This is a genomic window from Flavobacterium sp. KBS0721, from assembly GCF_002007065.3.
Classification (GTDB): Bacteria; Bacteroidota; Bacteroidia; order Flavobacteriales; family Flavobacteriaceae; genus Flavobacterium; species Flavobacterium piscis.
On sequence record NZ_CP042170.1, the window covers coordinates 4,056,755 to 4,076,998 of the forward strand.

The 20,244-nt window shown below is 32.0% G+C and carries 22 protein-coding genes; 11 read left to right on the forward strand and 11 right to left on the reverse strand.

Annotation, left to right across the window (positions count from 1 at the left end; genetic code table 11):
- Window positions 1–88 precede the first annotated feature (88 nt).
- Window positions 89–610, forward strand: coding sequence for a hypothetical protein (locus B0M43_RS17425; protein WP_078007112.1), 522 nt, complete (start codon window positions 89–91; stop codon window positions 608–610).
- A gap of 2 nt (window positions 611–612) precedes the next feature.
- Window positions 613–1,551 (forward strand): hypothetical protein, encoded by a 939-nt coding sequence (locus B0M43_RS17430; RefSeq protein ID WP_078007111.1) that lies wholly within the window; start codon window positions 613–615, stop codon window positions 1,549–1,551.
- 245 nt (window positions 1,552–1,796) lie between these two features.
- Here the strand turns inward: B0M43_RS17430 and B0M43_RS17435 are convergent, their stop codons facing one another.
- Window positions 1,797–2,192, reverse strand: coding sequence for a hypothetical protein (locus tag B0M43_RS17435; RefSeq protein ID WP_078007110.1), 396 nt, complete (start codon window positions 2,190–2,192; stop codon window positions 1,797–1,799).
- Between the two features lie 146 nt (window positions 2,193–2,338).
- Here B0M43_RS17435 and B0M43_RS17440 point away from each other — a divergent pair, with 146 nt between their 5' ends.
- The gene (locus B0M43_RS17440) at window positions 2,339–2,782 is read left to right on the forward strand and encodes a hypothetical protein (RefSeq protein WP_078007109.1); all 444 of its coding nucleotides are present in this window, start codon (window positions 2,339–2,341) and stop codon (window positions 2,780–2,782) included.
- A 53-nt stretch (window positions 2,783–2,835) separates the two neighbouring features.
- A complete protein-coding gene (locus tag B0M43_RS17445; RefSeq protein WP_078007108.1) occupies window positions 2,836–3,129 on the forward strand; it encodes a hypothetical protein in 294 nt (97 codons plus the stop codon).
- Window positions 3,130–3,420: 291 nt separating this feature from the next.
- Here B0M43_RS17445 and B0M43_RS17450 read toward each other — a convergent pair whose 3' ends face one another.
- Together B0M43_RS17450 and B0M43_RS17455 are read right to left on the reverse strand one after the other, a co-directional pair.
- A complete protein-coding gene (locus B0M43_RS17450) occupies window positions 3,421–3,801 on the reverse strand; it encodes a hypothetical protein (protein ID WP_078007107.1) in 381 nt (126 codons plus the stop codon).
- 92 nt (window positions 3,802–3,893) lie between these two features.
- A complete protein-coding gene (locus B0M43_RS17455; RefSeq protein WP_065450157.1) occupies window positions 3,894–4,313 on the reverse strand; it encodes a hypothetical protein in 420 nt (139 codons plus the stop codon).
- Between the two features lie 154 nt (window positions 4,314–4,467).
- Between B0M43_RS17455 and B0M43_RS17460 the strand changes: the two genes are divergently transcribed.
- Complete coding sequence (locus B0M43_RS17460; RefSeq protein WP_078007106.1) at window positions 4,468–5,697, forward strand: multidrug effflux MFS transporter; 1,230 nt, start codon at window positions 4,468–4,470, stop codon at window positions 5,695–5,697.
- Between the two features lie 198 nt (window positions 5,698–5,895).
- On the opposite strand, the gene B0M43_RS17465 is transcribed toward B0M43_RS17460, so the two are convergent.
- From B0M43_RS17465 to B0M43_RS17485, 5 genes are all read right to left on the reverse strand, one after another.
- A complete protein-coding gene (locus B0M43_RS17465) occupies window positions 5,896–7,164 on the reverse strand; it encodes an NAD(P)/FAD-dependent oxidoreductase (protein WP_065450159.1) in 1,269 nt (422 codons plus the stop codon).
- A 122-nt stretch (window positions 7,165–7,286) separates the two neighbouring features.
- A complete protein-coding gene (locus tag B0M43_RS17470; protein ID WP_078007105.1) occupies window positions 7,287–7,811 on the reverse strand; it encodes a GNAT family N-acetyltransferase in 525 nt (174 codons plus the stop codon).
- Between the two features lie 76 nt (window positions 7,812–7,887).
- Window positions 7,888–9,222 carry a DEAD/DEAH box helicase gene (locus B0M43_RS17475; protein WP_078007104.1) on the reverse strand — a complete coding sequence of 445 codons (1,335 nt, stop codon included), beginning with the start codon at window positions 9,220–9,222 and terminating at the stop codon, window positions 7,888–7,890.
- A 504-nt stretch (window positions 9,223–9,726) separates the two neighbouring features.
- Window positions 9,727–11,271: a DEAD/DEAH box helicase gene (locus tag B0M43_RS17480; protein WP_065450162.1), complete on the reverse strand. Its 1,545-nt coding sequence runs from the start codon at window positions 11,269–11,271 to the stop codon at window positions 9,727–9,729.
- 108 nt (window positions 11,272–11,379) lie between these two features.
- Complete coding sequence (locus tag B0M43_RS17485; protein ID WP_065450163.1) at window positions 11,380–11,913, reverse strand: DUF6155 family protein; 534 nt, start codon at window positions 11,911–11,913, stop codon at window positions 11,380–11,382.
- Between the two features lie 104 nt (window positions 11,914–12,017).
- On the opposite strand from B0M43_RS17485, the gene B0M43_RS17490 reads away from it, so the two are divergent.
- Window positions 12,018–12,305 carry a DUF3817 domain-containing protein gene (locus B0M43_RS17490; protein ID WP_065450164.1) on the forward strand — a complete coding sequence of 96 codons (288 nt, stop codon included), beginning with the start codon at window positions 12,018–12,020 and terminating at the stop codon, window positions 12,303–12,305.
- A complete protein-coding gene (locus B0M43_RS17495) occupies window positions 12,298–13,554 on the forward strand; it encodes a mechanosensitive ion channel family protein (RefSeq protein ID WP_065450165.1) in 1,257 nt (418 codons plus the stop codon). Before B0M43_RS17490 ends, B0M43_RS17495 begins: the two co-directional genes overlap by 8 nt.
- A 330-nt stretch (window positions 13,555–13,884) precedes the next feature.
- On the opposite strand, the gene B0M43_RS17500 is transcribed toward B0M43_RS17495, so the two are convergent.
- Together B0M43_RS17500 and B0M43_RS17505 are read right to left on the reverse strand one after the other, a co-directional pair.
- The gene (locus B0M43_RS17500) at window positions 13,885–14,268 is read right to left on the reverse strand and encodes a hypothetical protein (RefSeq protein WP_246860146.1); all 384 of its coding nucleotides are present in this window, start codon (window positions 14,266–14,268) and stop codon (window positions 13,885–13,887) included.
- A 78-nt stretch (window positions 14,269–14,346) separates the two neighbouring features.
- Complete coding sequence (locus tag B0M43_RS17505; protein ID WP_072963332.1) at window positions 14,347–14,730, reverse strand: acyl-CoA thioesterase; 384 nt, start codon at window positions 14,728–14,730, stop codon at window positions 14,347–14,349.
- Window positions 14,731–14,789: 59 nt separating this feature from the next.
- On the opposite strand from B0M43_RS17505, the gene B0M43_RS17510 reads away from it, so the two are divergent.
- From B0M43_RS17510 to B0M43_RS17525, 4 genes are all read left to right on the forward strand, one after another.
- On the forward strand, window positions 14,790–15,194 hold the full coding sequence (locus B0M43_RS17510; protein WP_078007102.1) for a glyoxalase: 405 nt from the start codon (window positions 14,790–14,792) through the stop codon (window positions 15,192–15,194).
- Between the two features lie 54 nt (window positions 15,195–15,248).
- The gene (locus B0M43_RS17515; protein WP_123921797.1) at window positions 15,249–15,710 is read left to right on the forward strand and encodes a hypothetical protein; all 462 of its coding nucleotides are present in this window, start codon (window positions 15,249–15,251) and stop codon (window positions 15,708–15,710) included.
- A gap of 505 nt (window positions 15,711–16,215) precedes the next feature.
- Window positions 16,216–16,791 carry a Crp/Fnr family transcriptional regulator gene (locus tag B0M43_RS17520; RefSeq protein WP_078007099.1) on the forward strand — a complete coding sequence of 192 codons (576 nt, stop codon included), beginning with the start codon at window positions 16,216–16,218 and terminating at the stop codon, window positions 16,789–16,791.
- A gap of 333 nt (window positions 16,792–17,124) precedes the next feature.
- Window positions 17,125–18,096 carry a zinc-binding alcohol dehydrogenase family protein gene (locus tag B0M43_RS17525; RefSeq protein ID WP_078007098.1) on the forward strand — a complete coding sequence of 324 codons (972 nt, stop codon included), beginning with the start codon at window positions 17,125–17,127 and terminating at the stop codon, window positions 18,094–18,096.
- Window positions 18,097–18,468: 372 nt separating this feature from the next.
- Here B0M43_RS17525 and B0M43_RS17530 read toward each other — a convergent pair whose 3' ends face one another.
- Window positions 18,469–20,211: a DUF885 domain-containing protein gene (locus B0M43_RS17530; RefSeq protein WP_078007097.1), complete on the reverse strand. Its 1,743-nt coding sequence runs from the start codon at window positions 20,209–20,211 to the stop codon at window positions 18,469–18,471.
- Window positions 20,212–20,244: the final 33 nt, after the last annotated feature.

Here is a 20,244-nt window from a genome sequence, read left to right on the forward strand (position 1 = left end):
TTACGCAAACAATAAAACTGTTGCAAATGTTGTACTAGTTGCTTTAGCGGGTTTTTTAGCTTATAAATTATTTAAGAAAAAATAACCAATGGCTCAAAGAGAGATAACAAATAGAACAAAGAGCCAAGCCAATACAGTTTGGCTCTTTGACTTTCTGCAAAAATATTGGATTCTTATTACTGGTATAGTTGTGTTCTATCCATTATTAAAAAAATGGTATGATAAGTTCACACAAGATGCTGAGGAGAAAGAACTTGAAAACGCAGAAAAAGATTTAAAAATTGCAGTATCAAATCCAATGACAAAAGAGGTTGAATTGAACAAAATTACTCCACGTAAAGAGGTTCATAATATAGCAGAATCTTTGGCTGTTTGGTTGGGTACAAATAAGCAAACAAAAGATGCGCCTTGGTACACTTGGATAACTGAACCGTTTTCAAATTTCGAAAATGAAAATGAAACAATTAACGAGTTACTCAAAGTCAAACAAGCATCAACTGTACCATTAGTAATTGGCTGTTATTATGTTATTACAAGACGTGATTTGAAAGCTGATTTGAAAAAATATTTATCAACTTCGGACTTGAAGAAAGTTCCATTATTTAACTAATTATGAATACAAGACATTACGTACAATATATAGATGAAAGTTATTCTTTAAAAGTTAAGCCTTTAGAATACGTTGATTATTATTATGACGAAGTTAACGATGAAAATCTAGGTGGTCATTATTTATTAGAGGGAATTGATGTACAGTTTTTTATTGTTGGTGTTTTCATAGATAATAAAAGAATAGATCGTGTAGAGTTTATTCGTATTGATAATTTATTTATGACTTCTATTATAAATGATTTGGAGATGTCAGACTTAAACGTCATTCCTTTAAATCATTTTTTTGAAGCTAACAAAAAAGTTAGATTCGAGTTAACGAATGTCGGTGTTGATGTACCTATTGTTAATGCAATGATTTATGGTGCTATTCCTCGTCATGATGTAGATGTTAAGAGCATGGTGCGCCATCAGGTTGATGTAATGTCTATGCCGAGTGGTGTTACTGTTCCTGAATTAATTATTTACAACCGTCCTACTTTGGTTAAGAAAAACTTCATTGGTGGTTCTTTGAGTTCTCGTTATGACAATGTATCTGTTTTTGCTAAGGTTACAATAAGGATATATCTTGACGGGTCTTATGATTTACTGGATAATACTGTAATATCAAATTTAGTTCCTAATAATTATACTACTTTAAATACTGCTTCAAGAATTGCGTCAGGAAAATCATTTCCTTTTTTCAATTTTTTTATTAAACCAGTAGATTTATCAGGCGGTGCTTATGTATTCTCTGATTTTACTCAGTTTGAAATGTTCTTTAACTTAAAAACTAAAGAATTTGCTGTAGTTCATCGAAAATTTAGGCTTAACGATTATGGAACTGAAGTAGAACTTTTTTATAATAATATTATTCAAAATTACAGAGGCGATAATGACAGCGTCACTTTAAAGTCTCCTGACGCATTAGCGGAATTGACTGTATCAAATAAATATATTTAATGGCTAACACCACTCCAACGCCTTACAGCTGTACAATCTTTAATAAAGATAAAAGTATAAGACCTATAAAAGTTGAGTTTTGTAAATCAATATATTACCTGCATAATTGGTGTAAAAATGTCGGATTTGATTATCACTACATTAATATTTACAACCGAAAAACTGGCAATTATATTTCTCGACAATATTTCAATGATTATATAATAGATAAGCCTTTGTATTAATTTACAAAGGCTTCTTTTTTCTTAGAATATAGAAATAACGTAATGTTTTGAAAATTCAATGAAAAATTGCCAAACAGCATATAAAATTGCGATTATTGCTCCAACAGCAGTTATTATGTTGTATATATCTTCTTTAGTACGTTTTCTATTTATGTCGCGCAATTCATCTTCGTAACCGCCTTTTCGATGAAATAAAACTCCATTATAATTAATTTTAAACATCCATTGATTTGAATGTGAAACATCTACATAACCGTCAATATTTAGTTTTTCCATTATTAAATACGCTTCCGAAGGTGATACATCTAGTTCTGCAAAATGGCAGATTTCTTTACTATGAACGTATAATATATTATCTTTTAAATATTCTTCATATAGAAATTTCAGAATATGATCTAATTTTACTTCTGGTTTCATATTTTCTTTGTTAACTGTAGCTAATATAATTAAAAACTCCAACAAGGTATAATTATTTATTCTTTTATAACAATTGACAAAGTATATTAAAATTTGGCATTATATTTGAAAATCTTTAGTAATCATAAACTCACAAACAAAACCACATGAAAAAAATTACTTTATTACTTTTTGTCCTGCTCTCTTTGCCACTTTTTGCGCAGGATTCAGATATGAAAGTATATCTTGAAAAAACAGATACGGCATCACTTGAACAATATGAGTTGATAAAAAAGGTTAATCTTGTTTATCCTGATATAATGATTAGCAAGCAGGTTAAAAATAAATTCAAAAATAATTTTAAAACAAATGAGTTATTATCTTCAGATTTAGTTTATGAAAATACTTCTAAATTTAAATTGTATAACGTTACAATTTTAGATAATCGTTGTTTATCATACACATTTCTAACTCCAGACGATGTTTTAACATTTGGAGAGGTACGAACTTTTGACGGTAATACAGTTAGGACATTGTACAGATTGGCTAAAGGAAAATCATTGATGCAATATTTTATTAATGGCAAATTAATCAACGAAGTAAAAGGATAAAAAAATATTATAAATTAATGTTTAACTAATTTTAACCAATAACATTTTAAAGAATGGAATTAAAAGACTTTATATCAGAATCGATAAAACAAATTACAGACGGACTTATAGAAGGTCATAAGTATATCAAAGAAAAATCGCCAGTTTCGGAAGGTGTGCGAAATAGCACAAAGGTAATTAAGTTTGATATTGGTGTTCAATCAAGCGAAGGAAGTAAAGACGATGTTGGTGGTAAAATTACAGTTGCACAAATTTTTCAAGTTGGTGGCAAATCTGAAAGTAATGCGTCATTAATAAATACCAATAGAATTCAATTTGAAATACTTCTAGGTATATCTAATAAATAGTAATAAAAAACAATAAATAAGCCCCAATAAAACGGGGCTTTTTTTATGTTCCAGATTTTTATATAGATTTCTTTAAAAATAGGAGGTAAAAATGCTGTTAATAAAGTTGTTAACATCTTCTTGGACATACTGCAAATCATACTATAAATTATAGTTCAAATGCATTACATTACTGTATATAACAGTTGTAAGGCTTAGTCAATTCTGTGTTTTTATAAAGTGTTTCATATTTGATATTTGAAAGTCTCACTCTCATTAACAGCTTGTTTAGCTTATCTTTGATTCAATATTTTAATCGTAAAGTTTCGTGAGAATCGTTTCTTTGGGAACTAAATCAGATCCGCCTCGTTTAGTAAATTGTATTACGCCTTCATTTGCATAAAGTACTGCGCTTACCGAACCATTTTTAGATTTCATGCTGATTTGAGCTTTTTCACCAAGTACATAAACATATCCGGTAACTTCCATAAGGCCGGTAACGAATTTTTCATGAGCACTCGTAATTTCTGCAGTTCCGAATATTTTACTGTTTGATTGTGCTATGTTTAAAGTTAAAACATATTCCTTGCTGCAATCCTTGCAATTCTCAGTGCTCCATGTGCCTGTAAATCGATTTGTTTGTGAATGTGCTGAAAAAGAAATGAATAGAAACAAAAGGATGATTTTTTTCATTGGAATTGTCTTTGTTTTTTTAATTTGTTTCAAATATAAACCAAAAAAGCATTCACCGTGGTGAATGCTTTTCTTTTCAATATAAAAATGAATTATTTTATTTTTTTCAAATAAACAGATTTTCCGTTTAATGCTACGTTAATTTCATTGTTTTTCTCTGAAAAAGTGGTTCTCAAAGCATTTCCTTTAAAAATGGTAACATCGCCATAAACTTTCCCGGTTTCAGTAGAAACATATTCAAACAATAATTTTTTGTTATCTGGCTCAATTCCAATTTTATAACTTGAAAATTTCGAAGTGTCCAGATTAAATTCCTGCTGAGTGTCAATGATTTTGCCATCTGCATAAAAATTGGTGACAGACTTGTTTAAAGTGATATCAGGATAATACTCATTCACTTTTTGAAGAAGTGCGTATTGTTCAGCAGTTGCATCTTCTTTCTTAGATGTAATTGTTTGTGCGAAGGAAAGCGTTGTAAAAATAAGAGCGAATAGTAAAGAGAAATTTTTCATAAATTTTAATTTTTAGGATTAGTTTGAAAATCAATTATTGAAGTTCAATTTAGATTTAAAATCAATGCACTTTTTATATAAAAATGCATTCGATTATATAACAAGGTACTAAATATTTACCTTTGCAGGAAATTAAAAGCAATTATTTAAGATAATGACAACAAAAAAATATATTAAACTTATTCTGATTTTAGGTTCTTTAACAGCACTTGGTCCTTTTTCGATCGACATGTATTTACCGGGCTTCTCTGGTATTGCCAAAGATCTAAATACCACTGTTGCAAAAGTATCGATGAGTCTATCCAGTTATTTTATCGGAATTTCTGCAGGACAATTGCTTTACGGTCCTTTATTGGATCGTTTTGGACGAAAAAAACCGTTGTTTATTGGTCTTCTAGTTTACATATTAGCTTCATTAGGTTGTGTTTATGTAGCCGATATTGATTCTTTTATTCTTTTACGATTTGTTCAGGCAATTGGCAGCTGTGCGGCAACTGTAGCTTCTGTGGCAATGGTTAGGGATTTATTTCCGGTAAAAGATATACCAAAAGTTTTTTCTTTATTAATGCTGGTTCTTGGGCTTTCGCCGATGTTGGCGCCAACAATTGGTGGTTATGTTACAGAAGATTATGGATGGCATACGGTATTTTTTATCCTAATGTGTATGGGAATCGCTATTTTAATTGCTGCCCAGGTTGGTTTGCCAAACAGCTATAAACCTGATACTTCGATCTCATTAAAACCAAAACCAATCATTTCGAACTTTTTAAAAGTATTAAAGGAACCTCAATTTTTTACGTATGCATTTACAGGTTCAATTTCTTTTTCGGGCTTATTTACTTATGTAGCGGCCTCGCCTATCATTTTTATGGATATTTACCATGTAGATGCAAAAACCTATGGATGGATTTTTGCTTTTATGTCGGTAAGTTTTATTGGTTCCAGTCAGTTGAATTCAGTTTTATTGAAGAAATTTTCAAGCCAGCAAATGATTTTTGGAGCATTGATTACACAATCTGTCATTGCCATCATTTTTCTGGTACTTGCTGCAAATAATTTACTTGGATTATACGAAACCATAGCAATGCTTTTCTTGTTTTTGGGATGTTTAGGGATTTCAAACCCAAATACTGCGGGACTTACTATGGCGCCGTTTGCTAAAAATGCCGGAAGTGCTTCTGCTCTTATGGGTGCAATTCAGCTTGGTTTGGGAGCATTGGCTTCGTTTGCTGTTGGTATTTTTGTAAAAGATTCAGTAGCGCCAATGGTTCTTATTATGACATCAACAACGATTATCGCGTTTATAGTTTTAAATATCGGAAAACGTTTTATTAAAGAAAAAATTGAAGTTTCTAAGGATGATGATTTTTTGGTAGGACATTAAATTAAAAAATCCAAATTTTTGAAATTCCAAATTCCAATAAATTGTGTGGAATAAATCCAGTTTTAATGTAATATTGTCATTTTGAGGAATGACAATATACGAGCATAAAAAAAGCCAGAATTTAATAATTCTGGCTTTTTGTATTTATTGATATTGGAATTTGGAATTTCAGAAATTGGAATTTATTATCCAATTCATCTATTCACTTTGTTGTCTTTTATCTGGTCTGATAATCATTCTCAATGATTGATCACTTGCAAAATAAGCGACCATCCAGTTCCAAAATGTATTTAATCTGTTTCTGTAAGTGATTAAAGATATTAAGTGGATAAACAGCCAGATAACCCATGCAAAGAAGCCTTTAAAATGCCATTTTGGACTTGGTAAATCTACAACGGCTTTATTTTTACCAATGATAGCCATAGAGCCTTTGTCATTATAAGCAAAAGGTTTTAAAGGTTTGTTTTGTACCAATGCTTTAAAGTTTTTTGCTAAATTTAATCCTTGCTGAATGGCAACCTGAGCCACTTGCGGATGCCCATCAGGAAAATTTTTATCGCCCGCTGTAATGGCCGTATCGCCAATAGCATAAATATTTATTAATCCATCTACTTTATTATATTGATCTGTTGCCATACGTCTTCCGCGGCCATAACTTTCCTTTGGAATTCCGTCAAAAAGTTTCGCAGAAACTCCGGCAGCCCAAATTAAGTTTTTTGTTTTGATGGTTTCTCCGTTTTCAAAATGTACGGTATCATCAACATAATCGACTACGCGGGTATGTAGCTTAACCACAACTCCTAATTTAGTTAGGGCATCTAAGGTGTCTTCTTGCGAAGCTTTACTCATTGGAGCGAGTAGTGCGTCTCCCCCATCGACCAAATACACATTACTGGCTGATGTTTCTAATTCCGGATATTCCTTAAGGAGTATATTTTTTCTCATTTCGGCAAACATTCCTGAAACCTCTACTCCTGTTGGTCCTCCTCCGGCAACCACAATCGTTAACAATTTACGGCGTTTACGAATATCTTTGGTAATAGCGGCTTTCTCCAGGTTTTTAAGCAATGTATTACGCATTTCGATGGCATCATTTAAGGTTTTCATCGGAATGGCGTTTTTCATTACGTTTTCCATGCCAAAATAACTTGTTTCAGCTCCTGTGGCAAAAACCAAATGATCATATGTAAGTTCACCGTTATTAAGGATTATTTTATTTTCTGCAGGAACTACAGAAAGCAATTCGCCTAAACGAAATTGAAGATTTTTTTTGCCTGCAAAGAATTTTCGAAAAGGATAACTGATACTTGATGGTTCTAAAAAAGCGGTAGCAACCTGGTATATAAGTGGCGGAAAGAAATTATAATTGTTTTTGTCTACAAGTGTTACTTGTATTTGAGGATGGTCTACAAGCTCTTTTGCGAGATTTATTCCTGCAAAACCACCTCCTATAATTACTATATTCATATGTGTTGTCTTTTAAGTAGGATTCATGAGTAAAACTTTTCTGCCTGAGCAGTTCTATAAATTTAACATTATAATTTCATATATAAAACCTCATTTGAGTTTTCTTTTATATTCTTACGGAATTAATTTGTCAATTTAAGCTTCATCATAATGTCTGTTTGCTCATCATTTCCTAATTTAAAAATGTGTTTGTCAAATTCAATAAAACCATTTTTTGTGTAGAAACTGATCGCTCTGAGGTTTTCTTCCCAGACTCCTAACCATACATAGTCAACATTTTTGTCCTTTGCTACCTGAATAGCTTTTTCATATAGTAATTGTCCAACTTTTTTTCCGTGAAATTCTTTCGAAACATAGATTCGCTCGATTTCAAGGGATTTTTCGCCTTTTAATTCTGTTTGAGATTCTCCGAAATTTACTTTTAAGTAACCAATTACTTCGTTTTCTAATGTGGCAAAATAAAACTGAGAATCTTTATTGGTGAGTTCTTTCGTTAATTTTTCTGAAGAAAAACCTTCTTCCAGATAATTCTTCATGTTTTCTTCAGAATTTGATTCTGAAAATGTCTCCTGAAAAGTCTGTCTTCCAATTTTTTGTAATTGGTCAATGTCGTTTAACGAAATTTCTTTTATTTGGATATTAGTCATGCGTACGTGGTATTTTTAAGATAATATTACCTTATAAAAATACAACATAAATTCGCAAATTCTGGAGATTAAGTGGCTACTTTTTGAATTTTTTAACAGGTTTTTCAGTTACTTCAACCTTGTTTTGCAAAACGTAATTGGCCAACAATTTTTCGATTAATTCGTCTTTAGTAAGATGATGAAAAACAGTTTTTACTTTTGTTTTTAAATCGTTCGAAATGTCGTGATTAGGTTTTGTTTTGAAGATTTGTTTCGCCCATAAAAGCGTATTGTTTTCTTCTAAACTTACTACAGAAGGTTTTTGAAACTGAGTAAATTTAATACCTAATTCTTTTTCGAATTCCGGAATTTCAGCTGTTTCTTCTTCTTGTAAAACGGTCAAAGAAAGTCCCTTTGCTCCTGCCCTTGCTGTTCTTCCGCTACGGTGAACATAGTTTTCGTAGGTATCCGGTAAATGATAATTTACGACATAAGAAATTTCTTTTACATCGATTCCTCTTGCTGCTAAATCGGTTGCAACCAGAATATTGATGTGTCCTTCACGGAATTGCTCCATGATTCTGTCACGAATTCCCTGAGATAAACTACCATGAAGCGCTCCTGAAGAAAAACGATTAATCGCTAAGTTTTTAGCTAATTTGTTTACTGCAGCTTTGGTTTTACAGAAAATGATTCCGCGTTCTCCGTCTTTTGAGTTTAGGAAATGCATTAAAACATCCAGTTTTTCGATTGGATCTACTACAATATATTCGTGATCAATTCCTTGGTTACCAACTGTTTCCATATTGGCGCTGACCTGAACTACGTTTTTGTTTAAGTAATTCTGGATCAGTTGTTTGATTGTTCCCGGTAAAGTTGCTGAGAATAATAAAGTCCTGTGCTTTTTAGGAAGTTCGGCTACGATTTCGTCCAAACTTTCTTTTAGGATTGAAACCATTTCATCGGCTTCATCTAATACTAAATATTGTGCTTGTTTTAAGTCGATTGCCTTGCGCTGAATCAAATCGATTAAACGTCCCGGAGTTGCTACAACTATATGTGTGGGTTGTGATAAACGCTCAATTTGAGGTTTTATTGGGATTCCGCCACAAGTTGAAGCTATTGAGATATTTGGAATATGTTTTCCAAAATCTTCTAAGTTTCTGAATATTTGTTGTCCAAGTTCTCTGGTTGGTACCAAAATTACTGCTTGTACAATTGAAGATTCAGTATCTATTAATTGCAATAATGGTAATCCGAAAGCGGCTGTTTTACCGGTTCCTGTTTTGGCTAAACCTACAACATCATGGCTTTCAGAAAGCAATAACGGAATTGTTTTTTGTTGAATTTCTGTTGGCTCAACAATGTTCAATTCGCTTAAAGCTTTTAAAATTGGTGCTGAAATTCCTAATGATGAGAATTGTTTAGACATTGTTTTTATTATTGTAGAGTTCTGATTTTAGATTTTAGATTTGCCACAGATTACTCAGATTAAAATGATTTTTTAGAACCTTTGGTTCTGTTTTTTCTCTCAATTTTGTCATCCCGAGGAACGAGGGATCTCCGCAAGAAACTATCATAAAGTATTTCTTAAATTGTCGAGTTTCTAACGGAGATCCCTCGTTCCTCGGGATGACATATATGTGTGTAAATGTTTACTATTACTTCTTATGAAACCTAAAGCCCTAGCCCTGATGGGAGCGGCATCCTTTTGTGCCGGTGTTCGGCATAAAAGATACAGTGGACAGCAGGAAACAGCTCCTAATTCTTGAAATTCCAATAAAATCAATAATGGAAATTCCAAATTCTTTAAATCCCAAATTCCAATTGGAACGCGCGCTTAGACTACGCTCAGCGTGACAACCTGAAACTTGAAACTTGAAACTTGAAACTTGAAACCGAAAAATGTTCAGAATAAAAACCTGAAACAAATTTTTTAATCTTCGTCTGGTTCGTTCATGATTTTTTCGCGATACTTTTTACCTATTAATAGTACCAGTTTAAGCTTATAATCGTCAACCAGCCATTCGCGGTAGTTTTTACTGCACTGGCTTAAACATTTAGAATAACGTTTGATACGACAATCGATATCGTCATCAAGTTCTCTTCCTAATGATTTTGCTTCTTGCAGCGTTTCTGTATTGTCTACACACATTGCTGCATGTTGTTCTAACGATTTGTCTAAAACTACTTTAGAACGTAAATTTTGTTTGATGATTAATTTATGTTCTTCATCAACATCAAAAGTAACATCGGCAGTTTTGGCGAATTTGGCGCGCAATTCCGGTGGCATACTGTATTTAAAATACAATTCGATCTCGGTATCATCACGTAGATTTTCTAAATAAAATTCTGGTGATTTAAAGATGTGCTGCCAGTTTACCGGCTCACTCCATAAACCAAAACGTGCTGCATTATTACCCAAATCAATAACTGTAAACTCGTCTTTACCAGGTAATTTACGAGATCCACGACCAATCATTTGGTAGTATAATGTTAGCGATTTTGTTGCTCTGTTCAGGATAATAGTCTCTACTGTTGGCTCATCAAAACCTGTGGTTAAGATTCCTACAGAGGTTAGAATAGCATCCGGAGTCTTTTTGAACCAGGCCAAAATATCTTTACGTTCTTCTGAACTACTTGTGTTATCAAGGTGTCTGATGTCGTAACCGGCTTCTCTAAACGTTTCATATACATATAATGAGGTATGAATACCGTTGTTGAAAATCAAGGTTTTTTTACCAAGAGAACGTTCTGTATATGCATGCAGTAATTTTTCCTGCATGATGGTGTTGGTATAAAGATCATCTGATGATTTTACGGTGTAATCTCCGTTGATACCTACTTTTAATGATGTTAATCCCACATCATAACTATAGGTTGTTGCACGGGCAAGGAAACCTTTGTCTATCAATGAACTAATGGTGTCTCCCACAATAAGTTCATCGTAACTCTGGTGCATTGGTAATTTTATATTCGAACTCAAAGGTGTTGCTGTTACCCCAAGAATAAAAGCATTTTTGAATGAGTTTAATAATTTTCTGAATGAATTGTAGTGCGCCTCATCGATAATAACCAAACCAATGTTATCAAGGTGTAATTTTTCGTCATTGATACGGTTTTTCAAAGTCTCCACCATGGCAACAAAGCAAGAAAATTCGTTTTGATCCGGTAATTCTTTTACTTTACTGTTAATGATTTTGTTCGAAACACCAAACCCTTTTAGCATTTTTGAGGTTTGTTTACAAAGTTCGATACGATGCGTTAAAACCACCACTTTTTTATCATTATTAGCTAAATAACGACGTACTATTTCAGAAAAAATCACTGTTTTTCCTCCACCAGTAGGCAATTGATATAATAAATGATGTTTCGAAGGAGCATTGTCTAAACGTTCAAAAATGGCATCAATATCGCCTTTTTGGTATGCATAAAGTTCTTTTTTCTCTTCTCTTTCTATTTCTAAAGTGTTTTGAGACATTGTTTATTTTTGGATTTTTGCAAAAATACACCGAAAAAACAGTTATTCATCTTATTTTAACGTAAAATAAATGATTTTTTTAAATAAGATTTTTTATGAGAAAAGCCTTTAAAAGTCAATTTTTTCTAAAATCGCCTCAAAATCATACTTGTTTTTCCATTTTTGTTGAATAGTTTCTTGTTTGACTGCCAGAATTCGATCTTTAAAATCATATAAAATTCCGTTAGAAATGACAAAATTTACTGCCTGCTCGAAAGAATTTAAAATACTTTTGTAAAATAATTCCTGTTTAATAAAATTATTTGACGAATAAGTTTGCGCTATTTCGATGTTATAGAGCATAATATCGGCAATCACAAAAGGATCAACTCCTATCATTATAAAATGTTTTATAATTTTTTGAGCTACAGAACGTCGCATCTTGGCTTTTGGACGCCATTTTGCATTGGGTTTCTTTATAGGGAAATATTCGTGCGAAATTTTGACTTTTGATTCCTGCAAAAGTTTATCCTCCTTTGGATTAAAAACAAAATCATAATACACTTTTACGGGCGCGAATTTTTCGTACAGCTCGATAATTTGTTCTTCGAGTTGTTCTTTGTTTAATTCGGCCAAATATTTTTTTAAATCGCGCTTACTCATTATCAAAGTTTAAGATTACAAAAATAAATTACTTTCCTGATTCATACCGCAAAAACCAACGATAATACTTAATTTTGCGAAAACAAATTTAAAATATCACATAGATGCTCAGGATTTTCAAAGTTACCGCAATTTTAGAAGGGATTTCTTATTTAGTATTATTTGCTAATATGCTTGTTATTAAAAACAGTAATCCGGAATTATATCATACTTTTTTACGTCCGTTAGGAATGACTCACGGAGTATTATTTATAGGATACATTATATTGGCTGTGTTACTTAGAAAATCACAAAATTGGGATCTCAAAACTTTTGGAATCATACTTATTGCTTCTCTTATTCCGTTTGGAACTTTTTACATAGAGAAGAAATACTTAGAAAATAATGCATAAACTTTTGGATAAAATATTTAATTTTTTATATCCGCTTTTTAGGGATTGGGGAATGAGCCGCAACTTTGCGTCTTATATTAGCCTAGCCCTTAATATCGCTGTCATGATAGCTTTGGCGTTTGCCATTTATTATGTAGCAAAATTTGTTTTGGTGACCTTAACGGCCATTTTTGCCCAGAAAACCAAAACTAAATTTGATGATTACCTTATTCATAACAAAACAACGAAATACACGGCGTATTTAATTCCGTTTTTCTTTATCTATAAAGCCGTTCCTATTATTCTGGATAAGTACGAATATTGGGAATCGCTGTTTGGAAAAATAGTTGGTATTTATATTGTTTTGATTAGTTTATGGATCATCAGAACCATTTTTAATGCTTTACGCGATTATCTAAAACAAAAACCTGAATACAGCGACAAACCTATTGACAGCTTTGTTCAGGTTATTATGATTGTTCTTTGGATTTTTGGTGTAGCGATGATTATTTCGACGCTTTTCGGGATCAAAAAAGGGGAACTTTTAACGATTCTGGGAACACTTTCGGCTATTATTATATTGATTTTCAGGGATACTATTTTAGGATTTGTATCGAGTGTTCAGGTTGCCATAAACGATATGGTGCGCATTGGCGACTGGATTACAATGGATAAATTTGGTGCAGATGGTGATGTGATCGAAATAAACCTGACTACGGTAAAGGTTCGAAATTTTGATAATACCATTACCACTATTCCTACTTATGCCTTGAGTTCAGACTCGTTCCAGAACTGGCGCGGGATGCAAAAATCTGACGGAAGACGTATAAAAAGACATATTTTGATAAAAAGCAGCAGCATTCGTTTTCTGAATAATGATGATTTGAATCATATGAAACGCGTGCAACTTATAAGTTCTTATATCGAAACCAGACAAGCTGAAATTGAAAAATACAACGATTTACGTGGTGTAGATAAATCGCTTTCGCTAAATGGCCGCAATATGACGAATTTAGGTTTGTTCCGTAAATATATCATGCAATATTTAATAACGCATCCGGGACTGAATAAAGATATGCATATCATGTGCCGTCAGCTACAATCGACTGCACACGGAGTTCCTTTAGAGATTTATGCTTTTTCGAGCGATAAACGCTGGGCGAATTACGAATATATTATGGCAGATATTTTTGATCACGTTATGGCTTCAGTGATTTATTTTGATCTTGAAATATTCGAATTACCTTCGACAATTGGACCGCTTAATTAGTTTCAGGTTTCAGGTTTCAGGTTGATTTGCTTTGAGTATAATTTTTACCGCAAAGAACGCTAAGATTTTAATCTGTTTTATGTTTTAGAAAAAGTAAAGTTCGCAAAGCTTTGTGTCTTTTTATTTTTTTAAATCTCGCAAAGGCGCTGAGTCGCAAAGTTTTTTAAGCTTTATGTGCTTATTTTGGGATTAATTTAAGATGGCGAATTCTATAAATACTATAAACTTAGCGTCTTTGCGCCTTTGCGAGATTATTTAAACCCAGTAAAAAAATCTTAGCGTTCTTTGCTGTTAAAAATTGAAACTGAAAACTGCCACTGAGACTGAAAACTATTTTCTAACCTCTTCAAAAACAAACTTCGAATTCTCATATTCTATTGGAGTTCCCGGCATGAAACAAGGAAGATTGAAATACGTGGTTATGATGCCGCTTCCTAAATACAATTTGTTTTCTTTTTTTAGTAAAGCCAGAGGAATTCGTTTCCAGCTTCCTCCATTTGATATAAAATGAAAATCGCCTCTTAAAGTATCTCCTTTAATATCTCCTCTTACATCTCCGGAATCTTTGCCTTGTTGATAATATGATCTTTCATAATGTCCGAAAAATCTTTTGTCATTTACATTTATAGATAAAATAGCCGTGTCTTTATCATTTATAGCCTGATAAACTATACGATTGTACTTGCTTCTTTCGTCTTTGGAATTGCAAGACATAAAAAAAACAAAGCACAGACAAATAATGATACTGTTTTTAAACATAGCGTGATTTATTATCAAATTATAAATTGAAATTTATATACGATCTTTTACGAATTCGATTTGAGTTTTACCATGAGCTTTTGGTTTTCCGTTTTCATCCAGATTAACCATTGTGGTTTGATCAATTGTAATGATAATTTCACGGGTCATCATATTTCTTACAGCGCAAGTTAAAACTAACGAAGTGTTTCCGAATTTTACAACATCAATTCCAATTTCTACAATGTCTCCTTGTCTGGCAGAACTCTTAAAATTGATTTCCGACATGTATTTTGTAACCACTCGGGTATTTTCTAGCTGAATAATGGTATATAAAGCCAGTTCTTCGTCAATCCATGCTAATAATTTTCCTCCAAATAAAGTTCCGTTTGGATTTAAATCTTCGGGTTTAACCCATTTTCTGGTATGAAATCGCATAATTTTAATTTGGATAAAAGTTTTTGTATTGGAATTTTTTCTAAATTTAAAGAAAAAACATGGAAGATAGAGACGCTTTTTTAAGAGAATTCAGAGGAGAGACTTTAGGAACTGTAAGTGCTCAATCTTCAGCCGAAGAGCTATTTCAAAATCAGACGATTAGGCCGATTTTAAAATTACAAAATGATTTGTTTATTGCGGTTTTTATTAATTATGTCAATAAAAACAAAGCCGATTTTTATTCCTATACGGTCGAAAAGAAATTACAAACGATCGAAAATTCCATCCAAAAAGATATTAAGTTTCGTAATTCTTTAAAAGGAATTATAATGGCGCTTTTTACTATTGAAGAATACGACACTTATATTCAGAACTCTTCCAGTTTAAACAAACGAATGATGAATTTGTTAGTTGATCGTTTGAAAAGTCAGGTGCAGTTGTTTGAATTGGAAACTAATAATTAAATATAAATAATGTCTATTAGAACTTTTTGGAATATCATAATTAAAATTTTAGGTTTGTTTTTAATTTCTGGAGCTTTAGTTCTGGTCCCACAATCAATTTCCTATTCATATTATGCTTTTAAAAGCGGAGATTTTATAGATGTATTATCTCTCGCCGCTTTAAATTTAATTTTGCTTTCGATTTATTTTGTGATAATCAGACTTTGTATTTATAAAACAAACTGGATTACTGATAAATTAAAACTGGATAAAGGCTTTGAAACAGAAAATATTGAACTAAATTTTGACTCAGCTAAAATAATTTCTATCGCACTAATTGTGATTGGAGGTTTACTATTTATTGATAATATTTCAGTTCTACTACGAGAAATTATGGTTTTCTTTCAGGATAAAAGTCTATTCAAAGACTATCCGAAATCTGGTTGGCTTATTTTTTATTTTTGTAAAACTATAATTGGTTATTTATTAATGACAAACAGTTTTCGAATTGCAAAATTGATTGATAAACAGAAATAATAGATAATAATTTAATCAATTTTCTTATATTGAAATCGAATTAAGTAAATTTTAATGATAAAGAACGCTTACCATTATTTATTTTTTAGAACATATCAAGTTATTTTAAGAACTAATGAAATTTCAACTGTAACTAGTACTGCAAGATTTTTATCACTTCTTTTATTTGTAAATATTATGTCTTTTTATCTTTTCTTTAATAATATACATAATAGTATTGCATTTTATGTTTGTGGTATAATTGGATTCATTATGGCTATCTTAAATTTGAGATATTTTAGTCCTGAGAAATCTGATTCTGTCATTTTTGATTTTAAAAATATTCAAATAAATGTATTTTATAGATATTTGGTAGATAGTTATCCGTATTTATCTTTTTTAATTCTATTAATGTCTTTAGATATGGGTTATAAAACTATTTTTTATTATTTGGGATTATTAATATTGATTAAATTGGTTAATACTTTTTGGAAAGCATAATTTTATATTTTAACTAATTATCCTAATGTTTGACCAATTCCGAAATAAATTTCCTTTAACCGATGAAAAATGGATGGAATATACCAACTATTTCAATCGCATGGAAGTTCCTGCTAAAACAATTCTTTTAGAAGAAGGCGAAATTTCTAAAAAGCTTTTTATTATCGAAAAAGGCTGTATCAGAGTTTGGTTTAACAATAACGGAAAAGATTTGACAACTCAGTTTTTTTTCGAAAATCAGAGTGTGGCTTCGATCGAAAGTTTTATGAAGAAATTTCCAAGTCAGGCGGCTGTTGAAACTATTGAACCTTCAGTTTTATGGTGGATTTCGAAAAATGATTTGGATAAAATTCTGGAAGAAATCAAGGAAATTCCGGAATTAAGAGATCGTTTAATTAATATGCTTTTTCAACGTACATTCGATTATATGAAGTATTTTGTTTCTTTTATAAAGGACTCTCCTACTCAGCGTTATCTTAATTTAATTAAAGAAAGACCTCAAATTGTTCAGCGTGTTCCTCAGCATTATATTGCATCGTATCTTGGCGTAACTACAGTTCATTTAAGCCGAATCAAAAGTAAATTACTACATAGTAAATAGTTGAAATTTTATCATAAACAAGATAAATCCATTTGTTATAATTACTCAAATTAAGCTTTTACTTTTTATATCGATTTATCATTCCATAGGAATGTTTCATCGGTAGGAAAATGTTTGCTGGTCAAGTTTACGTTCCGTAGGAACGTTTGATATGTTAGATGGTTAAAAAAAATGATGATGTCAAACAAACGTTCTTACGGAACGTAAAATAACGAGAACAATATGATTTTCTACCGACGAAATGTTCCCAAGGAACAAAAAAATATTTGATAACAAATGTTATCGCCTTCCCATAAACGGCTGCCTAATTTTGCTTCATAAAATTTAATAATTATGAAAGCAGCAGTTATTTATAAAAAAGGCGAATTGCCAAAATATGCAGAGTTTGCAGATCCAATTGTACAAAACGAAAATGAAGTTTTAATTTCAGTTAAAGCCGTTGCGATTACCAATCTCGATAAAGGAAAAGCAAGCGGTAAACATTATTCATCTGAAGAAAATAATCAAAATGGTTTTGTAATAGGCAGCGATGGCGTAGGTTTATTACAAGATGGAACCAGAGTTTATGCTCGCGGAATTAACGGTACAATTGCAGAAAAAGCGCTTGTCGAAAAAAACAGAATGGTAAAATTACCTGACGGAATTAGTGATGCCGTTGCAGCTTCATTACCAAATGCAGTTGCGGGTTCAGCTATGGCACTTAAATTTAGAGCAGGAATACAAGCCGGAGAAACTGTTTTAATTAATGGTGCAACCGGATTTACGGGGCAAATGGCAATTCAGATTGCGAAACATTACGGCGCAAAGAAAATAATTGTGACCGGAAGAAACGAAAAAACACTTCAAAGTCTTTTGTTATTAGGAGCTGACGAAATTATTCCTTTAAAACAAGATGATGAAGCGATTATTACACAGCTTAAAGCAATTCATAATAATACTCCTATTGATATTGTTTTAGATTACTTATGGGGACATCCCGCAGAGTTAATTCTTACAGCCTTAAAAGGAAACGGATCGTTTACGAACAAAATACGATATGTTACTATTGGTGGAATGGCTGGTGATAACATTCAACTGTCGTCAGGAATTTTAAGAAGTGTTAATCTTCAATTATCTGGTTCCGGTTTAGGAAGCTGGACTAAAGATGAAGTAAAATTATTGTTTTCAGAAATTCTGCCTGAAATGTTTCTTTTGGCTGCGCAAAATCAATTAAAAGTAAATATTGAAACTGTTTCTTTGGTTGATATTGAAAAAGCCTGGAATATCGAAGTTACGGATGGTAAACGGTTAGTGGTTATTGTTTAAATTGAACGCGGATGAAACGGATTGCTAAAGCAAAACACGGATAAAAACGGATTTTTTTTGATTAGTAAATAGACAGAAAGTACCCGAAAAGTTTGTCATCTCGACGAAGGAGAGATCACACTAGGATTTCCATTCAGATATTCACCAATCTTTGTCGACTAATTACACTAAAACATTCTTATGAAAATGATTGCATTAGCCCCGATAGAAGTGGAAATCCTTTTGTGCCGGGGGTCGGCGCAAAAGATTGAAACGTATAGCGGGATTAGCTCCTTAAAAAAAACTAAAATCCTATAAAATCTTTAAAAGAAAAAAGGTTTGACAAGAAATAATTCTCATCAAACCTTTTTTAATTAAATATCTTAAAAAAAATTACTCTTTAGACAACATTAATTCCTTGATGTATTTTACCGGAGCACTTCCAAAACTTAGGAATTTTTCGTGGAATTTTTTCAGGTTGAATTTATCTCCTTCTTTCTTTTTAAGTTCTTCTCTTAGGTTGTAAATTTCAGTATATCCTGTAAAATAAGAACATAATTGTACTTGAGATAAAGTTACACGTCTCCATTTTCCATCTGCTTCAGCTTGTTGCTGAAAAGCTTCTTTGGTCAATAGATCGATTGCAGCTTCTTTAGACATGTTTTTAGTATGAACACTAATGTCCAGGATTGTGTTGCAAGTAGCTCTTAAATTCCATTTGTAGTACATCAACCACATTTCATCAGAATTTTTATAACCACTTTCCAGCATCATTTTTTCAGCATACACTGCCCATCCTTCAACCATTGCACCATTTCCTAAAATAGATTTAATGATACTTGGCGATTGATTGCTGTAAACTAGTTGAGTGTAATGTCCGGGAACAGCTTCGTGAATATTTAAAATCTGAAGAATATAATCGTTGTATTCACGTAAATAACTTTCTGCATTTTCAGCAGTCCATCCTGTCATGCTTCCCACATTATAGTAAGTGTTAGCATTTTTATCATAAGGACCAGGCGCAGAAATAGAAGCTCCTGCAACACCTGCCATATAAGCTGGTTCTTTACGAACAACAAGTGGTTTTGATGGATCGATGTATAATAAATCCTTTGCTTTTACATACGCCGTTAATTCCGGAATTTGTTTCTCAATTTCAGACTGAAATTTCTCCGGAGTCGTGTGTTGTAAAGAAATTTTATCAATAACTTGTTTGATTAATTCCAGTTTATTTGTTGGTTTTGCTTCATTTCCTTTGTATTTTGTCCAAAGTTTATCTGCCAAAACAAACATTTTATCGTGTAAGTCTTTTTTGTGATCGTTTGCCACTTTAAAAATCTCATCAGCAGTATAGCTTGACTGAATATCAAAATTGAACTTTTTAGCATATAATGCAGATCCTAATCTAAAAGAACGCGGCGTTTTGTTCGGTAAATTTTTTAACCAATCAGCGTAATCTGTAATTGCTTTTTTAGCTGTTTTTGCTTTGTCAAGTATTTCTTTTTTCTCAGCTTCGCTTAGCTTACTTTGTTTTAAAGCAGCAGTTAAATCTGTATCAAAAACAGATGAACCGCCTAAATTTTGTGCAATTGCAAGCTCAGTATGCTCAACAGTTGGATTTTTGATATTCTTTTTGGCAGCTTCATAATAAGCCGGAACATTGTTCATTTTAGCATTAAAAGCACGCAAACGAACTTCTAAAGAATCATAATTTCCGTTTAAAATCTCTGCAAAAGATCCGCATACATTATATTCAGAAGGATTCCATTCAGATGATTTTAATTCTTTTATACTAAAAATGGTAGCTTCGAGCTGATTTTTAATCATTTGAAAATCGGTCTTGTTGTTGTCAGACAAATTTTCAACATTGTATTGTTTTAAAGAATCTAATTGTGCGTTGACAAAATCAAGCTGTATTTTTTCTCCGTTAGCATCCGGAATAGATAAAATACTATCGTATTTATGATACCCAACACCAGAAGCCCAACCCGGATTAATTTTCCACAAAGAGGTTACAAAACCATCTTTATACTTGTCAAATTTTCCGTCTAAAGCTTTATCTTCGTTAGACTTACCACTTTTATTACAGGAAAAAAGAAGCGAAATTGCAAAAATTGAAACAAACAGTTTTTTCATAAGTTAATTTTTTAATGGTTTAAAGATAAAAAA